Genomic DNA, 26,605 nt, shown 5'->3' on the forward strand with positions numbered 1-26,605 from the left:
AGGAAAGAAAATAATACAATATAATACCTAATTAAATACTATCTATAATACTCAAGATACACCCGCAGTACTGCCACTTGCAAGAGTAGGAGCTCCACTGGCATTTATATAAGTTATGGTTCCAGAAGAATGTGTATGGCTTTCAAACAATCTGCCATTAATATACACATTACCTTTAAGTTCAATATTACCAGCTTCAATAACCAAAGACTTAAGAGAAATTTTGGAATGTTCGCCATCACAAGTTATATTCTTTAAATTCAAAGAAGAATCCTCACTAGTAACATCAAGTTCCTTTGTATCAATTTTAAATTTCTCTACACTTATTCCCACATTTCTAAGAGTTAGAGCATTTAAAATATAAAAATAATGCTTATCAAAATAATTATTATCACTCTCATTAAAAATATTTATGCTGCTTTGAAGCAAAACCACCCTATCACCTTCTACAAGCTCAAGTTTTAAATTTGAAATATTACGACTTATAATATTTAAATCTTCATATTCTTCAATTACAACAATTCCCTCTTGTTTTTCAAAATCAAATTTCTTAACAATTCCAATCCTACAGATAAATACATTATCTTGCAAATATCTCTTAGCATCCTCAAATGCCAAACCTTCACTCAAATTTCCAAGTCTTCTTGAAATTTCATAATTGCTTTGCATAAATCCTACCTATAAAATATAAATTACAAATACTTATAAAACATTAGATTCGTCATAAAGACTTAACCTTAATACACACTTACCTACATTATTTAACTCAGCACTGGTTCTGTGAACAACAGTCTTAACAATATTTCCATACCTATCAATAAACTGAAACGGATCTCCTACCTTAATTTTATCTGTAAAGAGAAGTATAGCATCCCAAAAATTAATAGTAGATTTACCCACAAACCTAACCTCTCTTTGAGGACTAGAGAGAGGTACAAAATTTTCAAGTTTGTTATAATTTTGATTACTGCTAAATCCATTAAAATTAATAAATACAAATTTAGTATCAACTTTATAATCTAAATCCCCAATATCAACAAAAATTAATTGAACATATTTCCCAATAAGTCTTTCTATAAATTCTCTTAAAGTAGAGGCATAAAAACTCTGATATATGATACTCTCCCTATCTTGTTCACTCATATAAATAATTGCTTGCCCTGGACATGCCAAATTAATTGCATCTTTAAGAGATTTACCAGTATAATCTTTAATATCAAGTTTTTTATTGAAAAACGTATCTTGAGATAAAAGATAAACTTCATATTGAGAAATAAAATCGCCATTCTGACACTCAAAATCAACAGGAGCACCCAAATACCCAGAAATAATAAATTTATAACCTAAATCATCATCACTAGCAAATTTCTTATAATATATTCTAACAATATCTCCCTGTCCTAAAGATTTGCTAAAATTCAAAGGTACATTAAACAATCTAATTTGTGCTTTTTTCCACTGCAAAGAACCTACACAAGAATATTCATTACTAATTACAATATTAACAACAGGCACTCCATTTTTTGTTTCTACTACCAATTTAGGTCTTTGATCTCTAAATGCAACATCATCATAAAATTCTATTTTAAAGTCATACTGAAATAACAACATACAATTCCTTATCATTGCAACCAAAATTATCAATTACAACCTATAATTAATCTCCAATTAAATCAATACTTACAAAGACCTACAAAATTTAAAAATTAAATTTAACTAAAAAATTCAACATCCAAATCAATCGCCAAATTGCAATTACTCATCACCACTATCTTTACTGCCTCTCTTATAAGTCACAGGTTTCTCACCAAGTGGCCTTACAATAGGTCTTACAAAATTTGGTCTAATATCACTACCAGGTCTCCTAAGACTAGGTCTTATGCTACTTGGTCTAAGGTTGCCTCTCTTAATACTACTTGGTTTTACAACTTTTGACCCTGAAACATTTGGCCTTCCACTTGACTGTCTTGAAACAACAGATCTTGGCATTTCTTGTCTTGGAACAGATTGTTGCACACGACTTTCACGATCATAATTTGGTCTTTGACTTCTATTTGCAGAGTAATTCTCACGATCATAATTTGGTCTCTGGTCCTTATTTGCAGAATAATTTTCACGATCATAATTTGGTCTTTGTCCTCTACTTACAGGACGACTTGCACGATCATAATTTGGTCTTTGTCCTCTACTTACAGGACGACTTCCACGATCATAACCTGGCACTACCGCACCTCTTCTTTCCTGCGAAGCATCATCATATTCATTTTCCATAGAATTATTACCATATCTTTGATCATTTAATTGATGATTTACCTTCTGACCATTTGCACCCAATTTAATACCAAGTCTTTGTTTAATATAATCTTCAACAAACTCAATCTCTTTAAGTTGCAATTTAATAAATAACTTGGTATAGTCTGGATTTTTAATCCAAGTTTTATTGCTAAAAGTTAAAACTCTATGTCTATACATCCCAAATGTATCTTCCATAGGAATTTCTATCAATTGCTTAAATCTATTATCAGTTTCTGTAAAAACATCATCATCAAAATATTGACCATATTCTCTTAAAAACTCATCTTCTACTTGTAAAAAAATATTATCTCGTATCACATTTACAAGACATTTATAATAACCTTCAAGCTCTGATATTCTAGATAAAATATGCTTTGATTTAACATTTTTATTTGGATCATCAACATTTACCAAAATACCATCTACAACTTCATAACTTGCCTCATAAGCTTCCTCAATATCTCGTTCAAAATTCCAACTACCAAAATCAAAAGGTCTAACTAAAGGTGATGATGGACTTGCAACTGAATTAAGATTTGAAAATAAAATGAATAAAAATACAATATACCGAACTTTAACCATAAACATTCTCCTAAATAAATATAATTATATTATATAATTATATTTTAACCTTTATAAGTAGAAATATTAAAAGTTTTTAATATTTTAATTTGCAAACTAACATTAATCTCTTCAATAAATGCAGCATCTCTAAATTTTAAAGAATTAATAATAGCCAATTCATGAAATCCAATCATAGGACCATAAACAGAATAATAAGAACCCATCTTAAATCGTTCTCTAAAGTGCACTTTAACAAAATTAACATTAAACTCTAAAACACTATTTGCATAAGATGTTTTTTTTAAATGTTCGATCAAAAACTTATCATGTATGGAAGACAAAATTCCATTAGAAACATTAATTATCTCTGGATTTGACACAACATTATAACTTAAAATTTTACCTTCCTTTAAATTAACATTAACAGTTCCCTGCTCACTACTGGCATTGCTAAAACTCTCCTCGGTTGGTTTTGATTTTGGAAATATAAAAAACAACTGTGGCACATACACAAATCCCTTAAAATCGGGACGAGGAAAAAGGACAATAAAATTAGATGAGGCTGAGAGACTTAAAATATGATTTACAATATCCAAAATCATTGATGTTACATTTTTCTTATCTAACATATAAATATCCTCATAAATAAAATTTTAAGGAATACGCGAGATTGCATTACCAATCTTACTATCATTTATATTACTCCCAAAAGACCCACCTTGAGAATTACGAGTTATTGCATCCGACAAAGCATTAATAGCATTCTCAACATTATTAAAATAAACACTTAAAGGATCTAAAACATTCCTCTCAAAATCCATACCACAAACCTGCTTTATTGAATCTCTAATTTCTATTAAAATCACATTTAAATCATTACAAACATCATTAAATTTTAAACTATCCAAGTCTAAATTGGTTCCCAAATTAGCTTCTGGTTCTATTTTTAAACTGGTTTTATCCACTACATCTTGCTCTGCATCTTCAGATTTCTCTTCATCACTATTCCAACCAATAATTTTCTTTAAATTGAAATCTTTTAACATTACATCTAACTTCGTACCAAATTGTGACATCAAAGTAGAAAAAAGATCTGAAGCTGAACCTCCCAAAGGTACTCCAAGAGAATTACCAAGAGAACCTTTGATATAATCTGTTCTCTTTTCTTTAATAGTAGCAAAACTTTTTGTTAATTGATTCTTAAGAGAAGACAAAATATCATCATTAAATAATTTATAAACAACAGAAACAGCATCATCATTATCATTTGGTTTCTGTTTACCCTTAAAATTACTTGCCAAATTAACCATTTCAAAAAACATTTTGGGTATATCTGTTACACTTTTCTGTTGATCATTAAACAATAGAGATTTAAAACCAGCCGTTTTGCGAATAAAATCATTAATATCCACCTGAGTATCAAATTTACCCGTACTTGCAAGCATGCTTTTAATTTTTTGAGTTTCAGATTTGTTATAAGTCACATCATTAATTCCCAATACAGAATCACCTTTGGTTTTAAAATCAAAATCACCAGGAAGCATATTTAAACGTGGCTTAGAAGCTGCATTTACATTTAAATATTTAAAAATATCTGAATATAACATATTTGATTTTATATTTGCATTTGAAACCAAATCTAAATTTGAATTTAAGCGTGGCAAATTATCATATAAGTTATTAGACTCCATAGGTAATAAAGGTATTAAAAAAGAATTTGAAACTAAAGGTTTAATTAAATTAAAATTATTTTCTTGATTGTCATTCTTTTCTCTAGACCTAAAAGGTTTCATACTTAAATCTTTAAAATTTAAATTTTTCATAGATTTTGGTGATTCAATTAAGTCAAAATCAATATTTGGTAATTTAGATTTTGATAATTTGGGCAAATAACTTATAAAATCATCACTAAAATCTTTGGCAAAGACTTTACCAAAATCTTTAGATTTAAAATCATTAGAGTTAGATATAGAAAAAAGAGAAGCTATTTGTTTTTTAAAAAAATCATTACTACCCATAAACTTTGATTTAAATTTTGATTTCAAATATTCATCTAACTCAATATTAAAATTAGAAAGATAGGTTAAATCTTTCTTTGTAGCATCAATGCCCAAACCCATAAAAAATCTCCCATTAACCTAATAACTTTGAAACCAAAAATTTTTCATACACTTCTTTCTTAAGTTTAAAATTAGCAATTTTGTTAATTTCCATAAGTTCATCATATTTAAACTTCTTAACATCATTAAATGTACAAACCTCCATTAAAACGGGGAAATAATACTTACAAGTTTCACTTCTTAAATACTTTAAATAATTTAAATATTCATTTAAAATTTCACTGCGATTCATAAATTTTCCTTAAATTTTTTAAATCTAACCAACTTCTCTTAACACTAAGTCATCATAATTCCACCTCTCATCAATATATGAATACTTAACAAAAGTCCCATCAGAATCTTGAAAACTCTCAATATAAACCAGACTAGGCTTTTGCAATCCCGATATTTTTTCAACTAAAGAATACTCAATAGCAAACAAAATAGTAGGAAGTGGATATTTATACAAAAATGAATGCTCTTTATTATCATTAATAATGTCATAAAATTCATCAAAAAAAGATGCAGATATCATTAAAGAACTTATTTTTTTCAAAGTAGATAAATTATTTAATTCTCGTCTTAAAGTTTCTTGACTCGAATCAAAACCTAAAATAGAATCCCAATCATACATAGGAATATCTCTTATAACATATTCATAAGCTTTATGCTTAGTTAAAATTTTAAGTTTATATCTCATTCATCAACTCCTCTCAACTTCACAATTAATTGCATGAATTACAAAATTTACAGTATCACTGCCACTTGCATAAGTTCTACTTGGAATTTCAGAAAAAAATGCACTATTAGAAATAATCTTAAGTCCCATCTGGTCATTAAAAACCAATGATTTTAATTTGTCTCTCTTATAGCTAGAACCATAAAATTGCTCATTACTAAGTTTAGTTAACACCTTATAATCAAATGATCCTTTGGTAATCTCTAAATTAAATATGTGAATAATAGTTCTAGGATCTCTAAAACTTGGAATTGGAACATTTCGCTCCTCAGTACTGGCAGTTGCCATAACATTTGGAGAAGTTGAATATTGCAATTTGCCCCTATCAATAAGCACACCTGAGAAACTAAAGAACACTAAATCTAATGAATAATAATCCTTCATCAATCAACCTCCCGTCTTAAATAATCATTAATATCATCACTACTTATGTTTAACACAACACTCTTAAAACTATCATTATATTTAACACGAATAGACAAATCTAAACCCAAAACATTATCTCTCTTAAGTCCAAACTTAATATCACCAAAAGACACAATAAGTCCCCTCTCTTTAAATTCTTTAAATAAACACTCAAGTCCTGCTGTATAAGCATTTGGTTTCCCATCAGCAAATTTTAATTCACTAAGCTTACTATTTTGCCTATGATTTCGATTCCAAATACGAATAAGTTCATGTGTTGATTCATTCTTTAAAAGACAATAAGTGAATGCCTCATCAATTGGCATTGATGAACAATCTACCGCTTCCTTAAATGCCAAAACACCATCTCTACCGGTTTCATTTAAAAGCGAATAAAAATTAATATTATTACGTCTTAAATTATTAATCAAAGTTGCATCATAAATTGGACTTGCTCGTAATGTAATTCCATAAGGATTTACAGAATGAAACATGCTAGCTTCATATAAATATTTAGCTACAAATTTAAGATGTAAATTATCAGCACCATTATCATAAACCAAAATAACACCATCCCTCTGACTTACTGGTAACGCTTCCAAAAATTCAGGCAGTCTATTAAGATTTGTTGAGAATACTACAAATTTAACAAGACCTTTAATCATATTCCATTCTGCTCCAAAATTTTCTTCTAGATTAGCAACAAATATAACAACTACATGTATATTTTTCTTTAAAAACTGAACAACATCTTCTATATTTTCGTAGATATAAAAATCAAAAGACCTAAGCCCCTCCTCATTAAAAAAATCATTGCTACTCTTTATTAAAAACTCAATCTGATCGGCAGCTAATTTAACCTTTCCTACATCTGTTTTAACATCATCTCTTACACTCATAGAAGTTAAAAAATCTCTAAAACTTCCACTAGCCAAGACGAAATGCCCTTTTTCTAAAACATCACTCTTATAAATAAGCAAAGGATTATAATAACCAATATTATTCAACTTCACTTTATCTTCAATTAAATTGACATTAATTGTATCTTGTGGCATATTATCTCCTATTTTTAAATTTAACTTTTAAGTTTAATTTATTTTTTAATCTATTTTATTTTCAACAATTTGTATATTTGCCCTGTAATTCTGACTAAGTCCCAAAACACCTTTTAATCCATTACAAGAAGTCTTAACAAACCCTCCATTTATTAAATCACTTGTGGATTTTAAATAATAATTCAAAGATAAATCATATTCCTTTTCTAAAGGATTTTGTTTTAAAAACTTAAATTCAAATGCATTCTCATGCAAAAATTCTAAAAAATATTCATAAATAGTATGCAATCCAACATATATCTTAAGTTCTCCAACCTCTCCCACAAATCCCAAAAAGAAAAGTATAAATTTAAATCCAAACTCATTAACATTCTCATAAAAACTCCCACTTCTAAAATTCCTAACATCCAAAGAATCAAAACCTTCAGGCCTTATTACTAAAAGATAAGAACCATTAATTTCTAGATCATTTAAATATAAAGGATTATAAGAATTGATAATCTTCACTTTTAAAGAATGTTTCTTTAAATAATCTTTAAACTCAAACAATATTTTTACTAAAAAAGTTTGAGATTCATATAAACTCAGTAACACAAATATTCTCCAAATAAACGTAAAAATTTAAGTTAAAGTTTTCTAAGCATCAAAACAATATATCTAAATCTTTGATTTAAAGAAAAATTTAAATGCCTACTTACACTTAAAATTTCCATAATATCATTACCCACTAATAATTGCTCTCCTGAATTAAAATCAAGAATATCTAAAGTATAAGTCTTTGCATGAATTTCTTTAACAAATATATTAGAACCAAAAAGCTCAATATTACTCTCACCACTTGGTAAAAACACTCCATCAAATTTAATAGGAGTTGTCTTATCAATCTTAATTTCATAAGAAAAATTGGTCCTGTTTTTAATTAAATTTTTCTTAAATAAAAACATTGGTTGTGTATACCTTTTCATATTGCGAACTATGGTTAAATTAATAGCATCCATCATACAACCCCTATTAAAACTTTTCTATTAGTCTTAATATCCTCTACAAGATTATTAAAAGCAGAACAAAAATTATTAACCAAAACTTCACCACGCAATGCATCATCAAAATACTCAACTGATACTTCACCTAATCTTTCTGATTTAATTTTACCCAAATCAAAATACAAAAGTTTTCCTCGCTTTTTAAGTTCACATCCAATAAAATAATAAATAAGCAAAAATACATTACTTGAATTTAAATCTTTAAGTCCTAAACCCCTGCTAAGTAAAACATCCTCAAGTAACCCTATATACAAATTAAATTCTTCAAAATTAAAATCTAAACTCTTAATCATAAGTAAATTCAATATTTTAGAATAAATTTTATCTAAATCCTCATTACTATCCATTATTATGTCCAACTTATCTTAAATCTAAGTATTGATTTTTCACTTGCAAGAATACTTCCAATAGAAAAATCCAAAAAACTAGTTCTAAAATTACTACTTGACATTTGTGTATATGCATTTAAAATTGGAGGATGTCCATCTTTTAGCAATAAAAGCTTAGAACTTTTTGGATAAATTAACATCTCATCATCCAATAAATTGGTAGTCTCAAGCTCAATATCAGCATCATTATTTATTGCTCTTAGAGAATCAAACAACACATCTTTATATGAATAATTATTATTACTCAATCTCTCAAGCAATATCGCTTTAATTTTAGGAGTTGTAAGTACTCTAAAAGGCACTCCTCGCTCATCTTCTACATTAATATTACCAATCTCATCATTACAAGCCTTTATTAAATCAGAAGCTTTAGTAATTTTAATATTTTTATCTATTTGTCCTGGAATATTAAGTAATCCATACATAGTTTCTCTATTAGAATCATCAACCAAAAGTGTTCTCTCTCTAGAACCAGAAAAACACAAACCACCCCTTAAATAATGTGAACTTAAAAGTTTATGTATTTGTGATAAGGAATACCTAAGTCCTTCTCTCATATTAATATTATTAACTGCTTGAATATCCAATCTGCCATCAGGTGCATAATATGTAAATGCATATTGAAAAGGTAAATAATTAACAAGAACAACTTGTCTTTTAAACTTAATAGTAGCAACCGTACTAAAATCATTTACTTTCAGTGTTGGTAAATCCACGATACTAGAATTCCATTTAATAACTCGCTCACTTGTAAGTGATGCATCATTAGTTTCTATTTGTTCATTATCAAAAAAATGATAATATTCAGGGATTGGCCTATCAACAAAAAGAGAATCTCTAAGAGTATTTACAAATTCTTCATTATTAAATAAACTTTCACTCAATGTTTAATATCTCCTTAATTTTAACTAATTTTTTCAAATTTATTTTTAAAATTGAATTATTAATTCAATTACTATTTAAATTACCATATCATTTACTTATAAAGGCTTACTGATAAGCATTACCTTTGCACCATAAAATCCTGACTTATCTTTAAACTCTAAAGCATCACTTAAAGCCAAAGCTTGCATATAAGTACCATTGGCCTTCACCTTTGAAAGTACTCCCATATCATCAAAAACCAATTTATCACCAGACTTAACATTCATATCTGACAACAAAATACATTCAAAACTATTTGCAATTGAGATGACTGTTGCTGTTCGTGTCAAATCATCATAATCTATGCAAATTCCATAAAGATCACTCCCACCACCACGTGTCACGCAAGTTGACATACCATTTTGCACAACAAGTTTAACTCCACGTTTATAGCAAAACCCAATATCTTGATAATTTTCAAATTTATCTGCCAAAGAATACTGCAAGCCCCCTCTATGAGCAAAATAAATATCTAGAGATCCAAACTGAACCTCTCTATCAAAAACTGCTGGATATGTGGTATGATCTTTTAGTCGCATCAAAACTTCTGATTGCTTGCCCAATTTTAAAGATGCAAGTTCACTCTCAAGTCTATCCTTTTCCCTAGTAAGTCTCTCGACACTGGCCTCTAATGCACTCTTATCTGCCATAAATACTCTCCTATTTTAAATTTATATTAAACTTAAATTAACTTAACTTAAAGATTTAAACATTATAAAAATCTTGCCTAATTTGCATCCACTCATTAAGCATTGCCTGTTTTAAATCTTTATAATCTTTTATTTTATGACTTGCATTTCTTAAATTTAACACCTCCTGAACATTGCCTTTAGTAAAAGTCATAAGACCATATGAATTATTACTATTTTTAAATGAATCAATACTCACACTTGCAAGTCTTAGCAATATATCTTTAATCTGACTATTTAAATTTAAAATATCAAGACTACCTGCAACTGCCAATATTTGCTTCTCATCAACATATTTTTTAATGAGTTCACACACTTGAATATCTAAAACTTCACCAAGTGCATGACCTGAATTAATAAGTTCTTTTGTATTATAACTTAAACTCAAGTTATCATCAGCAAGCCTAGTAATCCAAACAGCTCTAGTTAACAATTCATTATTATTAATATCATTACTGATATTATGTTCAAATTTATTATTAAGTTTATTATCAATATTTAAATCTTGATTTACATCAACAGTTTTATCACCATCTTCAATGTCATTCTTTAGATTAACACCAGAAGCCTTTATCATTCACTAAACCTCCTAAAATTAAAATGTAATTTACTATTTAATATTTCTATCTCATCATCACTTAAAGAATTCGATCTTACAATATCTAAATACTTAGAATAAACATCAAGAAACATCTTATCTTCCTCCAATCTTTCTTTATCACTAAGTACAATTAGATCATTAAAACACATATTAAGCCTATAATACTTATTAAGCTTAATATTAACTGAGAGTGCTACTGCTTCCTGAACGGTATGTAAAAAATCAATATAGTTAGTCCTATCTCCCTTACCATCACTCCCCAAACCCTTTACCTGCTCATTAAAATTTCTCGTCAATGGTTCTTTACTATCAGCACCTATTTTTGCTTTTACAAGTTCAAATGCATCCTTTAAAAAAGAGAGATCATATTTTATAACCTGCAAACTTGCTCCCTCATCAGCACTATAAAATACTCCATCATTACTCAATCCACTCTTTAATCTCTCAATCACACGGCTAAGCTCATAATCGACTGTTTCCAAATTTTTTTGATTATCATCATTTTTAAAAAATGTAGAAAATAAACCTCTGCCCTTACTACTAAAATGACTTATTTGATTCTTAGCATCCTGTAAAGCATCCATAAGACCAACCAATTGTTCGTCCTTGTAAAATAAAAAATTATATTGCCCAATACGTTTTTCTATTTCTGTATATATCTGCTCTAACAAACAAATATCTAAAAGTAAACTTTGAGTGTAAACTGGTGTATGTTCATTCAATACATAATCAAAATTCTCATAAATTATAACTCTACTTTTATGCACAATAATAAAAGTACCATCATCTTGAAAATACTTTAAATAATCACTATTGTGATCATCTTTTATTCGATTATAATCTAAATACTTAAATCCAAATGGCAATTCATCATTAACACTTTTACTTAAATCTTCATACAAATCTTTAGGTCTAATTAAAATATATCCAGCACCATTAAATCTATAACTTATAATTGCTTCAAGAAGTGCATTTGAAAGTTCTAAATTTAAAAATTGCAAACTACTATAATCAAGAGAATCTTTGAAAGATTCTAATTTAATTCCACACTTCAATGCATCTTCTGCTGAATTTTCTATATAATTCCTAAAGAATAACGAATATTTATAAAGCTTTAATGGATCTATTGAATATCTTTTAAATAACGCATGTTCAAAATCATTCACATTTTTTTTAAATATCATAAATTAATTATATCATTGATATTTAACTTTGTAAATTAAATATCAAAAATATCAATCAAATTTACAAATAATTATACATATACATCTATTTTTTGAGTCTTAATTTATTTAAGACTTTAAATAAAATTTATCAACAATAAACATTATCAAAAATATAAATAAATTTACCTTAAGACCCAAAAGTCTTAAGGTAAGTAACTAAATTTATAAATATTTATAAATCCAAACAATAACCAAAATAACTAAACTTATTTATTATTGTCCAAAAATACCTCGTTTTAGTTGAGCCAAATCAGAACTATTAGAAGCGTGAAATTTAGCTTCCATCATCCATATTAAGTCTTGAGTATCTGCAGATTTATCAGAAGAATCAGCATAGTACCACAAAGTATCTGCCACATTTTCAAAGAATACTCTTATAGAACTAGAATAATCCTTATAACAAAGAGCTAAATCAATCAAAGCTGCAACATGATCATAATTTTTAATATCACTAGAAGACTTAATTCCAGCTTTCTCTAAAATATCACTGTTATCTCTGACACCATTCTCAATTAAAGATTTAACTTCTGCTGAATTTGCAGCATTTTCCTTCATAAAGTCATAAAATTTTTTCACAGAGCGTCCAAGTTCCCATCTTCTTATATCACCAGCAATAGTATCTTCTTTGGACATACGCATTAATTTTTCATATTTTGTTTCAATTTTCTCTTTATAATCTTGACGGTTTTTAAGTCCACTAGAATAGGAATTTTTATCTATAAGAGCAATAACATCTTTAAGATGTTTTTCTAAAAAATTAAACATCTTTTTCTCATCATCAGAAATATACATTTTTGTAGCTCTTTCTCCTGGACGAACCTTGTAAGTTTGACAGTAAACTTTAGGACGTGATTCATTATTCATTTTGTGTCCAGAATAATTTGTAGGCTTTTCATATGTATTTTGCTTAGTAGAAACAGAAACAGGTTTTCTGGTTTTTACAACAGGAGAAGCAACTACTTGTTTAATTGCACCATTAACATCTCCTTCTAATTTAGCAACCAAAGATTTAAAATCTGAACCCTTAGCAACAACCTCTGATACATTAGCAACTAAATCTCCTTGCACCTCACCTGGCTTACCAAAAACTTCTGCCTTAACATCAGCAACCAATTTCTTAGCACCATCAAGAGCAACAACCATTGCCTCCCCAACAGCAGAAACATCAATCTTACCATCTCTATCAACATTAACAGAAATTGAGCCTTTACCTTCAGCACCAATAACAACATCTTTATCTTTATAAACAAAAGTACCATCTTCATTTAGAACAACAACATTACCATGTTCATCAAAATAATTACCCTGATCATCAACATAATAATATTCATATTCAACATGTTCCTCGATAAGATCACCCAAGAAACGTTCTGCACCTTCAATAATAGTTTGCAACCTATCTTTCCCTTCATCATCTTTACCAAGCAATCCAGTCAAATCACAACCAAATGATAAGATGATTAAGAGAGTAATAAAAATTTTATAAATCTTCATTATTTTCCTCCTTACATAAGTTAAATAAATTTTTAAATACTAAGTTTAACAAATATACACCAATAAATTAAAATTTAAAGAACAAATATATAAAAATGATTGTAAGCCATCTTCTATAACAATTATTTTGAAACTGTTTACATAAAAGCAAACATGCTCTACATTTCAATTAATGCCAATCGCAAATACAGATAAAAATATAAATATATTTATCCCAATATAATTAAAACAATATTGTTATATTAATTTAATTATGTTAGTTTTTAAAATACGTTTAAATAAATGGAGAATGTTTATGCAAAAATTATCACAAATATTTATTATTTTATGTTTATTAACAAACTGCGATCTTAAAACAAAACAAAGGGTTGATGATGGGGGGGGTTGATGAGCAAAATCCTAAATCAACACAACAACAAACAGAGCCAACAGAGCCAGAAATAACATTTAATCAAGAAGCTCAAAAAATAATACAAAAACTAAATCCTGAAGAGAATGAAGCATTAATGTTTGTAATCAATGCTTTATACAATAAAAAAACAGATAAAGACAACAAAGCTTATACAATCAAACAAATTAATGACTTTATAATACATTTGGATGCAGAACAAATTAGAGAGATGATTGCAAATACTATAAAAGTATTAAAAGAAACAAATATAAAAGTATTAAAAGATAAAAAAGAGACAAATGAAGGATTTGAAAACATTAGGCATTACCCCCACGGCAAAGAGCTAAATAAACGACTAAAGAAAATAATAAATAAATATATGGAAGATATTCAACAAGCTGCTAATCAAGTTTCTTTTGATATTGCAAAAATTAATATCCAAAACACACTTATAGATAATGATGAAATAAAAAAAATATATGATGAGGAAAACCGAGCCATAGAGGTTCAAAGAATGCACGACAGAGCAAAAAAAGAAGACAAAGATTCATGGTATCCATATTATGCCTTCCTACATTTTGTAATAATACCTGAAAAAAGTTGCACACATGACCAATTCAACCAGTTTATATTAAATAGGGGACCAAATAAAATAAAAACCATATTTAAAAAATTGACACCAGCTCTAAAAGCTGAAAAAAGTGCAAAAAAAACGATTTTCCAAATTGCTGATAAGTGTCAACAAGATAAACTATATTCGACACTATGCTTACATGCTATAAATTCACGCAAAGCAATGATACAAGCTATTGCTAATGGTAATCTTGACTTTGATCAAATTGAGGCAAATTTGATGCAACTTCCTTCTTACTTAGATCAAATTAAAGCACTTCAAAAACAAGCAGAAGATATTTTAAAAGATCAAAAAGAAGAAACTAAATGAATAAAACCAACAAAAATCATGCTTAGCAAGCTTTAGCAAAGCTATACATATAATACAAAATTAAAAGAAACAATCTCCATCAATATACGATGGAGATTAATATTAATTCATATTTAATTAAATCTAAAAACAAACTCTAAATAAACTAATTAAGTCTAAAAAAAGAAAATCATACTGCTTAAACAACTATTTAATTTATAATCTTCTTGATTACCCGACTTAAAAATAAATACATAAATCATATTTTACATTTGTATATATCTTGAATATTTCTATACATGATAAAATAAATTAAAAGCGAGGATGCATAATGCAAAAATGGTTAATATTATTTATTATTTCATATTTATTAATAAGTTATAATAATCCCCAAAAGAATACAAAAACTGCCACATCCAACAATGATTATCATTTAAAACAAACAGCAATACCAAAAACAACAAACAAAGACCAAATAGCAAACAACATTTATGATCAAAATAGTCAATTCCATAAATTGATATTAAATACAACTCCAAAAAAAACTAAATATACATTTAAAAATATTGTAAAAAATTTTGACAACCAAAATATTGCAAACAAAAATATTCATAAGACCACTGCAAAACAAATTGCAGACTCTCAATCTTCAACACCAGATTTTATATCAAATTCAACAGCACAACTAAATTCAAAAGAAAATGAAGCATTAAATTTTTTAACAGAAACTTTAAAAGACAATAATATCGTTAAAGATAGCAAAACTTATATGGATAAAGAAATTAATGATTTTATAATATATTTAAAACCACAACAAATTAAAAAAATGATTGCAAATATTCAACAAGCATTAAAAGAGATAGAAAATATAGAAAGCAATATAAAAAAGGTCTATGATTATAAAAAACAAAAAACCGAACTAAATAATCGATTAAAAGACGAAATAAATAATTATAAAATAGCCCTTAAACTAGCTGCCAATCAAGAATCTTTCGATACTATAAAGACCAATATTCAAAACACATCTATTAATCTAACCGAAATTACAAATATACAAAATGAAGCAAAACGAGCTATTGACGTTCAAGAGATATCTTTAAATCTAACTGATGATGAACTTTGTGCATTATTTTTCTTCGTAGAACCTTTACAAGAAATAAATTACAAAACCTCTAATAAACATTATACATATGACCAATTTAATCAATTTATATTATATCTAGGAATAGATAAAGTTAAAGATATGCTTAAAAATATTGTAAAAGAATTTCATAAAGAAAAAGCTGTAACATACTACATTAAGAAAATCATCAAGAATAGAAACCCCAAAAATAATTTGAATAATTACTTAGAATTCATCAAACAAGATTACAAAAGATTGCTTCTAGAAGCTTTTGGCAATAGTACAATTTCTCCTGATGTTATTATACAAAACATTAAAAAAATCTCTTTTGATAAATTTGACAAAATCAGACAGAAAGCAATAGGTATTATCAAAAACCAACTATATAAATAATAAAATATAAATTTATTATTCTTAAATTAAAAGTAATTACCATTATAGACTTAAAAAATTGATTATATTATTTTAAAAATATCAATTTTTTGATATTTTTTTTATTTAAAAAATATTGATATATATTTAAAGTAGCAAACACAAAAATAATTTTAAAACTGGAGGATATTTATTTATGCAAAAATTATTACTCTTAACAATTATTTCATACTTACTAATGAGCTGTAATCCACAGGCAGGACAAGATACCAATAATAAAAAGACCAATAATAAAGATTCCAGATTAGCCCCAGCAAAGGATCAAACAAAAGTAAATGAAGAAGTTGCAAATATAACAAAACAATTGCCTCTTGAAACACAGGAAGCACTAATCTTTTTAACAAACATTTTAAATAATAACACTATAGAACCAAACATCAGCATCTACACAGATGAGGAAATGAACAATTTCATCATACATTTAGGACCACAAAAAATTAAAGATATGGTTATAAATATTGTACTAGCATTAAAAATCATAAAAAATATAGAAGCCAAAATTCAAGAAATAAATGTAAATAATCTAAACAAAAATGTATTAATTGATGAGCTAAGAGATGAAATAAATAAGTACAAAATAGCTCTTAAAAGAGCTGCCAATCAAGAATTTTTTGATATTGCAAAAATCAACATTCAAAACACACCTATTACTGAAATTATAGATATGCAAAAAAAAGTAAAACGAGCTGTAGATGCTCAAGAAAAAATAATAAAAAAGCTTGCAGAGTATAAACATAGACCATTAAATTACTTAATAAAAGCTATAATAAATGAAAACACTAATAAATATGATAACTATAATAAATTTAATAAATTCTTATTATATATAGGCGTAAAGAAAGTATCAGACATGCTTATAAACATTAAAAAACATATTATCTATGCAGAAAGTGCAGCAAGAAAATCTGGTATCATAAAAGATGAAACACACAAAACTAACTTAAATAATCAACTATCAAAAATTCACACAGATTTCAAAAAATCACTAAGAGAAGCTTTTGAGCATGATGATTTTGATATTATTGAGCAAAGCATTAACAATGTTTCTTATCTAGATGAATTTGAGCAAATAGAAACTGAAGCAAAAAGAATTTTCAACAGCCTATTAACATCTACCCCCATGAAAATCGATTATGACTCCGTTAAGATTGATTTTTAATATATTATTTATTTAAGTGTAAAATTTTTAAACTTTAATTTTAACTATGATTGTAGATTAAAATTAAAGTTTTTTTTATTTAACCAAAATAAATTTTTTAAAATTTTAAATTAAAAATATTGTTATATATTGTTGGATACTGCGCACAAAATAAAATGCGTTTAAAAACAGGAGGATATTTATTTATGCAAAAACTACTACTATTGCTAATTATTTCTCATTTAATCACAAGCTGCAATCAACAAACTAAAACTCCCACTCTTGCTCAAGACAAAGATGACCAGGATTTAATACAAACAACACGCACAAAAAGAAAGTTAAAAACAATACTAAATACAGAAGCTCAAAAAATAACAAAACATCTAACTATTGAAGAAAATGAAACATTGGATTTTATGATAGATATTTTACAAGATGACACCATAGCCAAAAACATTGAAATTCATACAGATCAAAAAATTAATGACATGATAATATATTTAGGAACACAAAAAATTAAAGATATGGTAGGAAATATTAACCAAGTATTAAAAGCCATCAAAAACGCAAAAATCAAAATTCAAGAAATTAATGACAATAATCCCCATAAAACTGAATTAAATAATCGATTGGAAAAAGAAATAAATAAACATAAAGTAATCATTAAAAATGCTGTTAATTACAAATCTTTTGATATTACAAAAGACGACACTCAAAACGCAACTATTGACATTATTGAAATAATAGACATACAAAATGAAGCAACACAAGCCATAGATGCTCAAACAAAAGAAAATGCCCTAAAAGACGATCATAAAAATGCATTACGTTATTTGCGAAGTGCCTTAACAGAAAACAATGCTTATACACACAAACAATTTAATTACTTAATATCAAATCTCGTTCTAGATGAAATTAAAGACATGCTTACAAATATTGCAATGGAACTTGAACATAAAATAAATGCAATAAATTATATTACTCAAATCAATGATACTACACAAAAAACTAACTTAAATAATGAAATAGAAAACGCTGACAAAAATTTCAAAGACTTACTTAAAATAGCCTTTAATTATTGCATACCTTCTCCTCATGTTACTAAACAAAACATTAAAAAAATTCCTCCTAATAACTTTATAGCAATCAAAAACAAAGCAAAACAGGCCATAGATAATCAAGGCTCTCTATCTGCAATAACAAAATTACTAGACACTCAACAAAAGAGAGCACTAGAATTTATAATAGATATCTTACAAAACGAAAAAATATACCCATATCAAAAAACTTATACAAGTGAAGAAACTGATAACTTGATAATATATTTAGGAGAACAACAAATTAGCGAAATGGTAGAAAATGTTGTAAAAGCATTAGAAGAAATAGAAAAGGCAGAGCTCAATATTCAAAGAATCAATGATAATAATCCACAAAAAATTCAATTAAACAAACAATTAAATGAAGAAATAAAAAATTATCAACAAGATATTAAAGAAGCTGCCAATTATATGTCTTATGATCTTGCAAAAATTAATATTCAAAACATACCTATTACTTATATTATAGAAATAAGACGGGCTGCAGAAGTGCAAAATACAATAATAGATCATATAACTCCTTATGATGAGTATGCTCAAAATACATTCAATTACCTAAAAAACGCCGTAGCAGAACAAAATAATTCTAGACATGACGAATTTAATCAATTTATATTGCAAATAGGTCCAGAGAAAACCAAAGAACTAATTATACCTTTTGCAAAAAAAATGAAAGCAATAGGATATACAAAAATATATATTAACCATATAAGAGATCGAAATACAAAAGACAGGTTAAAAAGCGAATTAGAAAATGCTCATCAAATCCTAAAAAAGTCAATTAAAAATATCTTTCAAGATAATAAGCCTTATTTTAATAATATTAATCAAAAACTCCAAGCAATTTCTTTTGATATATTTAAAAAAATCGATGAGCAAGTACTCCAAATTTATAGAAGTCAAACTGGATAACAAATACTATATGATCAATATGCTTAAAATTGCCAAAAACAAATCTATAAGCATATCCAATTGGCACAATGTAAAATTAAAATCCCTACCTGATTATACAAAATGGGGATTTTAATTATCTTATCTAATTAAATTTACATTCAATCAAATTTTAAATAAACTTTAGGTACAATATATAATAAAATAAATTTTAAAGGTTAAAGAATATCCATGCAAAAATGGTTAAAGTCAATAATTATTTTATGTTCACTTATAAGCTGTAATACACAAGGAAATAAGCCAGATAATAAAACTAACTTCAATTCAATAATGCCAAATATAAAAGCTAAAGCAACAACAAAAAAACTCAATCTTAATATAAATGAAGCATTAATTTTTTTAATAAATATTTTAAAAGACAATACCATAACCAACAATATCAAAATTTATACAGATGAAAAAATTAATGAGTTTATAATACATTTTAACTCACAACAAATTGATGAAATGGTTACAAATATCATAAAAGTAATAGAAATTAAAAAAAATATAAAAGACAATATCAAAATACTAAATGATGATAATCATATGCCAACACATCTCAAAATGTCATTAATAAATCAATTAAATGAAAAATTAGAAAAAGAAATAAATAATTACAAAATAGCCATTAAAATAGCTGCTAACCACGAGTCTTTTGATATTGCAAAAATCAATATTCAAAACATATCTATCACCAACATTACAAAAATTAAAGATGAAGCAAAACGCGCTGTTGATGTTCAAAATACAATTATAATAAAGGCAAATGCAAAAGCTATAGAAGCAAAGCTAAATCCTAGCGAAAAAGATGCATTAAAATTTATAACAGAAACTCTACAAGATACAACTATAAACACAAATAACACAATCTATACAGATACTCAAATTTATAAATTTATAAACTATTTAAAAGAGCAACAAATTAAAGAAATGGTCGCAAATACTCTAAAAGCATTAGAAGAGATAGAAAATGCAAAAGCCAATATCAAAATACTACATGACTATAAACAACAGAAAGCTGAATTAAGTAAGCAATTAACAGAAGAAATAAATAATTACAAAATAGCTATTAAAATAGCTGCTGATCATAAATCTTTTGATGTTACAAAAATCAACATTCAAAACATACCTATCACCAACATTACAAAAATTAAAGATGAAGCAAAACGCGCTGTTGATGTTCAAAATACAATAACAGCACATCTTCCTAACAATAATGAAAAGTATGCATATGCATTAATTTATTTAACTAAAACTTTGCCAAAAGGAAACTCTTACACATATGATAAATTTAACATATTTATATTAAACATAGGTTTAGATAAAACTAAAGACATGCTTACACATCTTGCAAAAGAATTTCCTAAGGTATCAACTACAGAAAACACTGTTATGAGTTATATTAAAGATATTTCACAGAAGTCTAAATTAAATGCTGATCTACAAGAAGCCCACAAAGATTTACAAAAATCACTAATAACAGCTTTTAGCAATGGTACACTGCCTTTGGACACTATTAAACAAAACTTTAAAAAAATCAATTTTCACAAATTTGAAGAAATAAAAGCTCAAGCAGACCTAATACTTAAAAATCAATTTCCATAACAAATACTAAAAATCAATATTATTTGTGTCAATAAAATAAACAATTGTCCTATATCCCAAATCTATAAATTTGGAATGTTTGCTCATCTGTGATAGCATGATAAATGTGTTACACGCAAATAAGATTGAAAAGAAAAAGTATTTATGCAAAAATGGTTAAAGTCAATAATTATTTTATGTTCACTTATAAGCTGTAATACACAAGGAAATAAACCAACTAATATAACTAACTTCAATTCAATGAAGTTAAACATAAAAGACAAAATAAAAACAGAAAATTTATATATTGATGCAAGTGAAGCATTAATTTTTTTAATCAATGTTTTAACAAAAAATACTGTAGCCAACAATATTAAAATTTATACAGATGAAAAAATTAATGCGTTTATAATATATTTTACCCCGCAACAAATTGATGAAATGGTTACAAATATTATAAAAGTAATAGAAATTAAAAAAAATATAAAAGACAATATCAAAATACTAAATGATGATGATAATCATATGCCAACACATCTCAAAATGTCATTAATAAATCAATTAAATGAAAAATTAGAAAAAGAAATAAATAATTACAAAATAGCTATTAAAATAGCTGCTAACCACGAGTCCTTTGATGTTGCAAAAACCAATATTCAAAACATATCTATCACTAAAATTATAGAAATCCAAGATGAATCAAAACGCGCTGTTGATTTAAAAAATGAAATTACAATGATCACGAATGCACAAATTATAGAAAACAATCTAGATCCTAGCGAAAGAAATGCATTACAGTTTATAAAAAAAACTCTACAAGATACAACTATAAACACAAATAACACAATCTATACAAATAATAAAATTTATAAATTTATAAACTATTTAAGAGAGCAACAAATTAAAGAAATGGTCGCAAATACTCTAAAAGCATTAGAAGAGATAGAAAATGCAAAAGCCAATATCAAAATGATTGTCTATATGAGCCAGCAAAATCACTCATATGAATTATTTCACAAATTAGAAAAAGAAATAAATAATTATAAAATAGCTATTAAAATAGCTGCTGATCATGAGTCTTTTGATGTTACAAAAATCAACATTCAAAACATACCTATCACCAACATCACAAAAATTAAAGATGAAGCAAAACGCGCTGTTGATGTTCAAAATACAATAACAGCACATCTTCCTGGTCCTGATTTACAATATGAGGATACAATATTTTACTTAAAGAAAATTTTTCCAGAAGGAAACTCTTACACATATGATACATTTAACAAATTTATACTAAATATACATTTAGATAAAGCTAAATACCTACTTACACATTTCACAAAAGAATTTACTATGATAAACAATACAGTAAAGATAGTTAATCGTATTAAAAATACTTCACACAAATCTAAATTAAATTTTGTTATACAACAAGCCCTCAAAGATCTACAACAATCAATGAGAACAGCTTTTGGTAATGGTACACATCCTTTAGATACTATTAAACAAAACTTTCAAAATGTTAATTTTCACAAATTTGAAGAAATAAAAACTAAAGTACTCCAAATTTACAGAGAGGAAAATTTACAGATTAAAAAATAGACAACTTCTTAGGCAAAAGTAAATTTAAATAAAAAACAATCATTTATTTACAAACTTATAAATAAATGACTTTTATTTAAAAATAATAATAATATTGTTATATATTCGTAATTGTGATATATCATAAACCATATTAAAAAAATTAACGATATTTATAATGGAGAATATTTATGCAAAAAACATTAAAAATATTTATGGCTTTATGCTTTTTAATAAGCTGTAAAACGCAAACAAGTCCAAAAATTACTAGTACCGAGATTAAGAAACATTTAATGTCAACTCTAACAGAATTCGAAGAAACTCCACAAGAGAGAAGAACGATTATAAAACCTAGTGCTATTATAAACACTAATACCAGAGGACCTCAAGACATTGAGGAGGCATTAAATTTTATAAAAGAAGCTTTAAATCAAGCTACAAGTCAAGATCGCAAAATTGATGCAGATGCAAAAATTAATGGATTGACCAAAGACTTAAACCAACAACAAATTAGCACAATGCTTAAAAATATAATAACAATATTAAAAATCAAAAAAAACATAGACAATCTACTTACTCAAAATAAAAAGATAAAAGAGAATTGTTATCAAATAAAGTATTGGACAGAGGAAATAACAAAAAATCTCGAAACACAATTAACAATCACAATAAATAATTACCATAAAGAAATTGCAAAAGCTATTGTTGAAAATTCATCTAATGATGCCATAAGACATGATATTAAAAAAATATCAAATAATAGTATCAAAGAAATACAAGACCAATTATACCTTCTTACAACTATTGTAAAAGACATAATACAACATCTAACTCTCCAGGAAAAAAAGGCACTCTCATTATTACAATCCCTTTTAAAAGCGATGGCTTATTATACACATGAGGATTTTATGAAATTTATAATAAATATAAAGCTACAGGGAACTAGAGAAATGATAAAAAATCTTGCACAAGCAATGCAACTTAAAGAAGAGATAGATATACTCATAACACAAATCCAAGATAAGAAAAAAGTAAAACAAATACAAGCTCAAGTACAAACTGCTTATATTAAAAATTATTTAGCTACATTTGACAAACCTATTATTACTCTGCACGATTTTGATGAGACACAAAAATACATTACAAACACCAACCCTAATAACGAATTGCAAAAAATTAAAGCTCAAGCAAAAAAGATTAAAGATGAACAATCTGCAACACAAAATCCACAGGATAAAAAAGATGATACAACTAATCCATAAGTTTAAATATAAAACAAAACTACTAACAATTTGCTCTTAGCAACTTTTATAAGCTTCAATAAATAATACAAAAATAAAATCTCCATTTAGTTATATAAGATGGAGATTCTCATTTAATTTTAAATAAAATAGAATAAATAAAATAAGAACCTACCTAATATTCAAATCTCAGGCAAGTCCTTATTTATATTACAGGGTAAATTTTTATTATATGCTTATCAATTATAATGATATACAATTTTAAATATTAATTCACAATTTGTGTCCTAGACTCAATTACAGACTTTAATTCTCTAACATTTTTTCCTTTAGGAGAACTATCAGAAAATGCATCTTTTAAATCTTCAAATATCTGTAATTCAGATTTATAATTATCCCTAACACTATCATAAAGAGTATCGGCTAGTGCCTGAAACAACAAACTCACAATAGTTCCTCTATATTTATCAGATCTAAGAGTATTGCTTATTAAAACGTCAATCTCATCGTTATTTAACTGATCTTCAATATTAATATCAAAAATAATATTTCTAGCTCTCATATCCCAAATAATATTTTCAGCCCAATTTCGAAGCTCAAAAGAATAAGAACTTCTCTCTCTAATAAACTGATATATTCCCTCAATAGCTCGTACCAATTCTTTTCGCTTTACAAAATCAGAATCATTTTTCTTTAACCAATCAAATAACTTTTTATGACCAGCTTCCAATTTACTCTGATCCTCTGCTCTTCCATTAACTTTAATAGCACTCTTTAAATATCCCTCTAAACGAGCAAATGCCTGTGATTCACTAGAAGTCAAACCTAAATACATGCCGTTTCCTGAATTTGAAACATAAGAAGTAGGATCAATGCCAACAAGTATACTAGAACCCATATTTTGCAGAGTATCTATAACAAAAGTTCCAGCATCGTGAATAACACCAATAGCAGCTTCTGCACCTTGTACAGCAGCTGTCACTAAAGTATCTGCTTTATTAATAACAGCTTCAACTCCATCGCCAATTCCATGAACAATTCCATCAACAACATTATCAACAATTTTATTTCCTGATACTGAAACAGATTTACCCAAAGATTTATCTGCAGACTTAAAGTTACTATTGGATTTGACATTACTTTGTGTTTTTACATTTTGTGTTTTTACATTTTGTGTTTTTACATTTTGTGTTTGAGAAGTTGATGATTTAGAAGTTGATGATTTAGAAGTTGAAACTTGTCCTCCTTTAACTTCTATATCTTGCACCTTAGAAGCTGATGTTTCTTTCAATGACACAACAGGCTTATTTTCCTTAGCAACAGGAATATTAGAAGTAGGATTAGAAGTAGGAACATTAATCTTTCTCTCTTCTTCAACCACATTACTATCAAGCATATTAGACTGAGAAACCAAATTAGGATATAAACTCTCACCAGATACAATACCTTCTGTCACTCTATTATCTAGCAAAGAAGAATCCAAGTTAACACCTTTTACATCTCTATGCTCATCCTTATCAATAGATTCAGTAGATATAGAATTATCTTTAAGACCTAAATTAGATGTAACTTCAGGCATACTTACAGATAATACTTTTCTAGACTCATCTTCTACACCACTTAAACTTAATTTCTCTAAAGAATTAGTTCCCAAATTAGTAGTTCCCAAATCAACAGTTAAATCATTCTGACTTTGAGTCTGAGGTTGAATTTGTTCTTGCACCTGATTTTGCTGCTGTTCACTAGAAACAACATCTAAACCTTGCACATCAACACTTCCCTCAGCAGCACTTCCCAACAAAGTACCAGAACCAACATCACCACCAGATCCACCATTAGAACTGCCACTACCCGAACTATCAACAGAACTATCATTACTATTATTAGGTTGTAATTCTTCTTTACTATTTTCTACTTGCTTACCATCTTTTACTCGTTCAGCACCATCTAAATTTTGACCTTCACTACTTAAACTTTCACTACTTAATGCTTCTTTACCTTCCTCTCCAGCTTCTACACCTTGACTATCATCTTGTATTTTCTCAACATTCACTTTTTGCTGTTCACCAACTGATGCTACTTGCTCCTTATCACCCTTTTGTTCATCTCTTTTTTGATCATCTTTTTGTTGACCATTAGCTACTGGTGATGCATCTTGCTTACCAGCCTCTCTTCCTGCTGCATCTCCATCTACCTTTTCCTTCTTATCATCCCCTTTACTTTTTCCAACAACTCCATTAAGAGAATCTTGCAACTTGCCTATATCACCTTTATTTGCCCTCTTATTATCAAATTTCATACCAACAATATCACTACTCATTTTGCCAACATCAGAAGAAAAGAAATCCTTAACATCTTGAGCACGCCCAGTATTATCATTCCATAATGATTTTTGATCTCCAACATCATAAAACTTACAACAAAGTATAGAGATACTTAAACATAAAACAATAATACCAAAATACCTCATATCTAACCTCCTTAAAAGATTTATAGACATTGAAATAAAAATATACAGCAATAAATGAAATTTACAAATCAATTCTCTCCAAAATCATTAGATACCTTAAAACAAGGAAAATAAATAATAAAAGGGTTATCTTTAAAATCTCTATAATCTTAAAGATAACCCTTTAAATGACA

At 27.1% G+C, this 26,605-nt stretch carries 25 protein-coding genes; 7 read left to right on the forward strand and 18 right to left on the reverse strand.

Annotation, left to right across the window (positions count from 1 at the left end; translation table 11 throughout):
• Positions 1-51: 51 nt before the first annotated feature.
• The 17 genes from BDU_RS04830 to BDU_RS04910 all read right to left on the reverse strand — a co-directional run bounded on the left by BDU_RS04830 (position 52) and on the right by BDU_RS04910 (position 13,523).
• Positions 52-669 (reverse strand): DUF777 family protein, encoded by a 618-nt coding sequence (locus BDU_RS04830; RefSeq protein WP_012539417.1) that lies wholly within the window; start codon positions 667-669, stop codon positions 52-54.
• Between the two features lie 33 nt (positions 670-702).
• Positions 703-1,626 (reverse strand): DUF693 family protein, encoded by a 924-nt coding sequence (locus tag BDU_RS04835; RefSeq protein ID WP_318250804.1) that lies wholly within the window; start codon positions 1,624-1,626, stop codon positions 703-705.
• A 129-nt stretch (positions 1,627-1,755) separates the two neighbouring features.
• Entirely contained in the window at positions 1,756-2,877 is a 1,122-nt protein-coding gene (locus BDU_RS04840) for a hypothetical protein (RefSeq protein ID WP_318250805.1), read from the reverse strand.
• A gap of 44 nt (positions 2,878-2,921) precedes the next feature.
• On the reverse strand, positions 2,922-3,488 hold the full coding sequence (locus tag BDU_RS04845; protein ID WP_012539420.1) for a DUF792 family protein: 567 nt from the start codon (positions 3,486-3,488) through the stop codon (positions 2,922-2,924).
• Between the two features lie 24 nt (positions 3,489-3,512).
• Positions 3,513-4,979, reverse strand: a complete 1,467-nt coding sequence (locus BDU_RS04850) for a hypothetical protein (protein WP_012539421.1) — start codon at positions 4,977-4,979, stop codon at positions 3,513-3,515.
• 13 nt (positions 4,980-4,992) lie between these two features.
• The gene (locus BDU_RS04855; RefSeq protein ID WP_012539422.1) at positions 4,993-5,211 is read right to left on the reverse strand and encodes a DUF1322 family protein; all 219 of its coding nucleotides are present in this window, start codon (positions 5,209-5,211) and stop codon (positions 4,993-4,995) included.
• Between the two features lie 24 nt (positions 5,212-5,235).
• The gene (locus BDU_RS04860) at positions 5,236-5,658 is read right to left on the reverse strand and encodes a DUF1473 family protein (RefSeq protein WP_012539423.1); all 423 of its coding nucleotides are present in this window, start codon (positions 5,656-5,658) and stop codon (positions 5,236-5,238) included.
• Between the two features lie 3 nt (positions 5,659-5,661).
• Entirely contained in the window at positions 5,662-6,081 is a 420-nt protein-coding gene (locus tag BDU_RS04865) for a DUF1463 family protein (RefSeq protein WP_014683171.1), read from the reverse strand.
• Positions 6,081-7,157 (reverse strand): DUF787 family protein, encoded by a 1,077-nt coding sequence (locus BDU_RS04870; RefSeq protein WP_012539424.1) that lies wholly within the window; start codon positions 7,155-7,157, stop codon positions 6,081-6,083. The genes BDU_RS04865 and BDU_RS04870 overlap by 1 nt, the downstream gene beginning before the upstream one ends.
• Positions 7,158-7,202: 45 nt before the next feature.
• Positions 7,203-7,751 carry a DUF764 family protein gene (locus BDU_RS04875; protein ID WP_012539425.1) on the reverse strand — a complete coding sequence of 183 codons (549 nt, stop codon included), beginning with the start codon at positions 7,749-7,751 and terminating at the stop codon, positions 7,203-7,205.
• Positions 7,752-7,783: 32 nt separating this feature from the next.
• Entirely contained in the window at positions 7,784-8,158 is a 375-nt protein-coding gene (locus BDU_RS04880) for a hypothetical protein (protein ID WP_012539426.1), read from the reverse strand.
• Positions 8,155-8,547, reverse strand: a complete 393-nt coding sequence (locus BDU_RS04885) for a DUF3890 domain-containing protein (RefSeq protein ID WP_318250806.1) — start codon at positions 8,545-8,547, stop codon at positions 8,155-8,157. Before BDU_RS04885 ends, BDU_RS04880 begins: the two co-directional genes overlap by 4 nt.
• A 2-nt stretch (positions 8,548-8,549) precedes the next feature.
• Positions 8,550-9,473, reverse strand: coding sequence for a hypothetical protein (locus BDU_RS04890; RefSeq protein ID WP_012539428.1), 924 nt, complete (start codon positions 9,471-9,473; stop codon positions 8,550-8,552).
• Between the two features lie 96 nt (positions 9,474-9,569).
• Entirely contained in the window at positions 9,570-10,163 is a 594-nt protein-coding gene (locus BDU_RS04895) for a DUF228 domain-containing protein (RefSeq protein ID WP_012539429.1), read from the reverse strand.
• A gap of 55 nt (positions 10,164-10,218) precedes the next feature.
• Complete coding sequence (locus BDU_RS04900) at positions 10,219-10,779, reverse strand: DUF1357 family protein (protein WP_012539430.1); 561 nt, start codon at positions 10,777-10,779, stop codon at positions 10,219-10,221.
• Positions 10,776-11,987, reverse strand: a complete 1,212-nt coding sequence (locus BDU_RS04905) for an anti-CBASS protein Acb1 family protein (RefSeq protein WP_012539431.1) — start codon at positions 11,985-11,987, stop codon at positions 10,776-10,778. Before BDU_RS04905 ends, BDU_RS04900 begins: the two co-directional genes overlap by 4 nt.
• Positions 11,988-12,242: 255 nt before the next feature.
• Positions 12,243-13,523 carry a hypothetical protein gene (locus tag BDU_RS04910; protein WP_012539432.1) on the reverse strand — a complete coding sequence of 427 codons (1,281 nt, stop codon included), beginning with the start codon at positions 13,521-13,523 and terminating at the stop codon, positions 12,243-12,245.
• Positions 13,524-13,894: 371 nt separating this feature from the next.
• Between BDU_RS04910 and BDU_RS04915 the strand changes: the two genes are divergently transcribed.
• From BDU_RS04915 to BDU_RS04945, 7 genes are all read left to right on the forward strand, one after another.
• On the forward strand, positions 13,895-14,857 hold the full coding sequence (locus tag BDU_RS04915; protein ID WP_318250807.1) for a hypothetical protein: 963 nt from the start codon (positions 13,895-13,897) through the stop codon (positions 14,855-14,857).
• Positions 14,858-15,167: 310 nt separating this feature from the next.
• Entirely contained in the window at positions 15,168-16,352 is a 1,185-nt protein-coding gene (locus BDU_RS04920) for a BTA121 domain-containing protein surface lipoprotein (RefSeq protein ID WP_049752269.1), read from the forward strand.
• Between the two features lie 175 nt (positions 16,353-16,527).
• Entirely contained in the window at positions 16,528-17,550 is a 1,023-nt protein-coding gene (locus tag BDU_RS04925) for a BTA121 domain-containing protein surface lipoprotein (RefSeq protein WP_012539433.1), read from the forward strand.
• Between the two features lie 185 nt (positions 17,551-17,735).
• Positions 17,736-19,538, forward strand: coding sequence for a BTA121 domain-containing protein surface lipoprotein (locus tag BDU_RS04930; RefSeq protein WP_318250808.1), 1,803 nt, complete (start codon positions 17,736-17,738; stop codon positions 19,536-19,538).
• 309 nt (positions 19,539-19,847) lie between these two features.
• Positions 19,848-21,164: a BTA121 domain-containing protein surface lipoprotein gene (locus BDU_RS04935; RefSeq protein ID WP_318250809.1), complete on the forward strand. Its 1,317-nt coding sequence runs from the start codon at positions 19,848-19,850 to the stop codon at positions 21,162-21,164.
• A gap of 240 nt (positions 21,165-21,404) precedes the next feature.
• The gene (locus tag BDU_RS04940; protein ID WP_318250810.1) at positions 21,405-22,742 is read left to right on the forward strand and encodes a BTA121 domain-containing protein surface lipoprotein; all 1,338 of its coding nucleotides are present in this window, start codon (positions 21,405-21,407) and stop codon (positions 22,740-22,742) included.
• A gap of 170 nt (positions 22,743-22,912) precedes the next feature.
• Entirely contained in the window at positions 22,913-23,983 is a 1,071-nt protein-coding gene (locus tag BDU_RS04945) for a hypothetical protein (RefSeq protein ID WP_041177820.1), read from the forward strand.
• Between the two features lie 247 nt (positions 23,984-24,230).
• Here BDU_RS04945 and BDU_RS04950 read toward each other — a convergent pair whose 3' ends face one another.
• Positions 24,231-26,432, reverse strand: coding sequence for a hypothetical protein (locus BDU_RS04950; RefSeq protein WP_318250811.1), 2,202 nt, complete (start codon positions 26,430-26,432; stop codon positions 24,231-24,233).
• Positions 26,433-26,605 lie beyond the last annotated feature (173 nt).

The organism is Borrelia duttonii Ly, from assembly GCF_000019685.1.
In the GTDB taxonomy this organism is placed as follows: Bacteria; Spirochaetota; Spirochaetia; order Borreliales; family Borreliaceae; genus Borrelia; species Borrelia duttonii.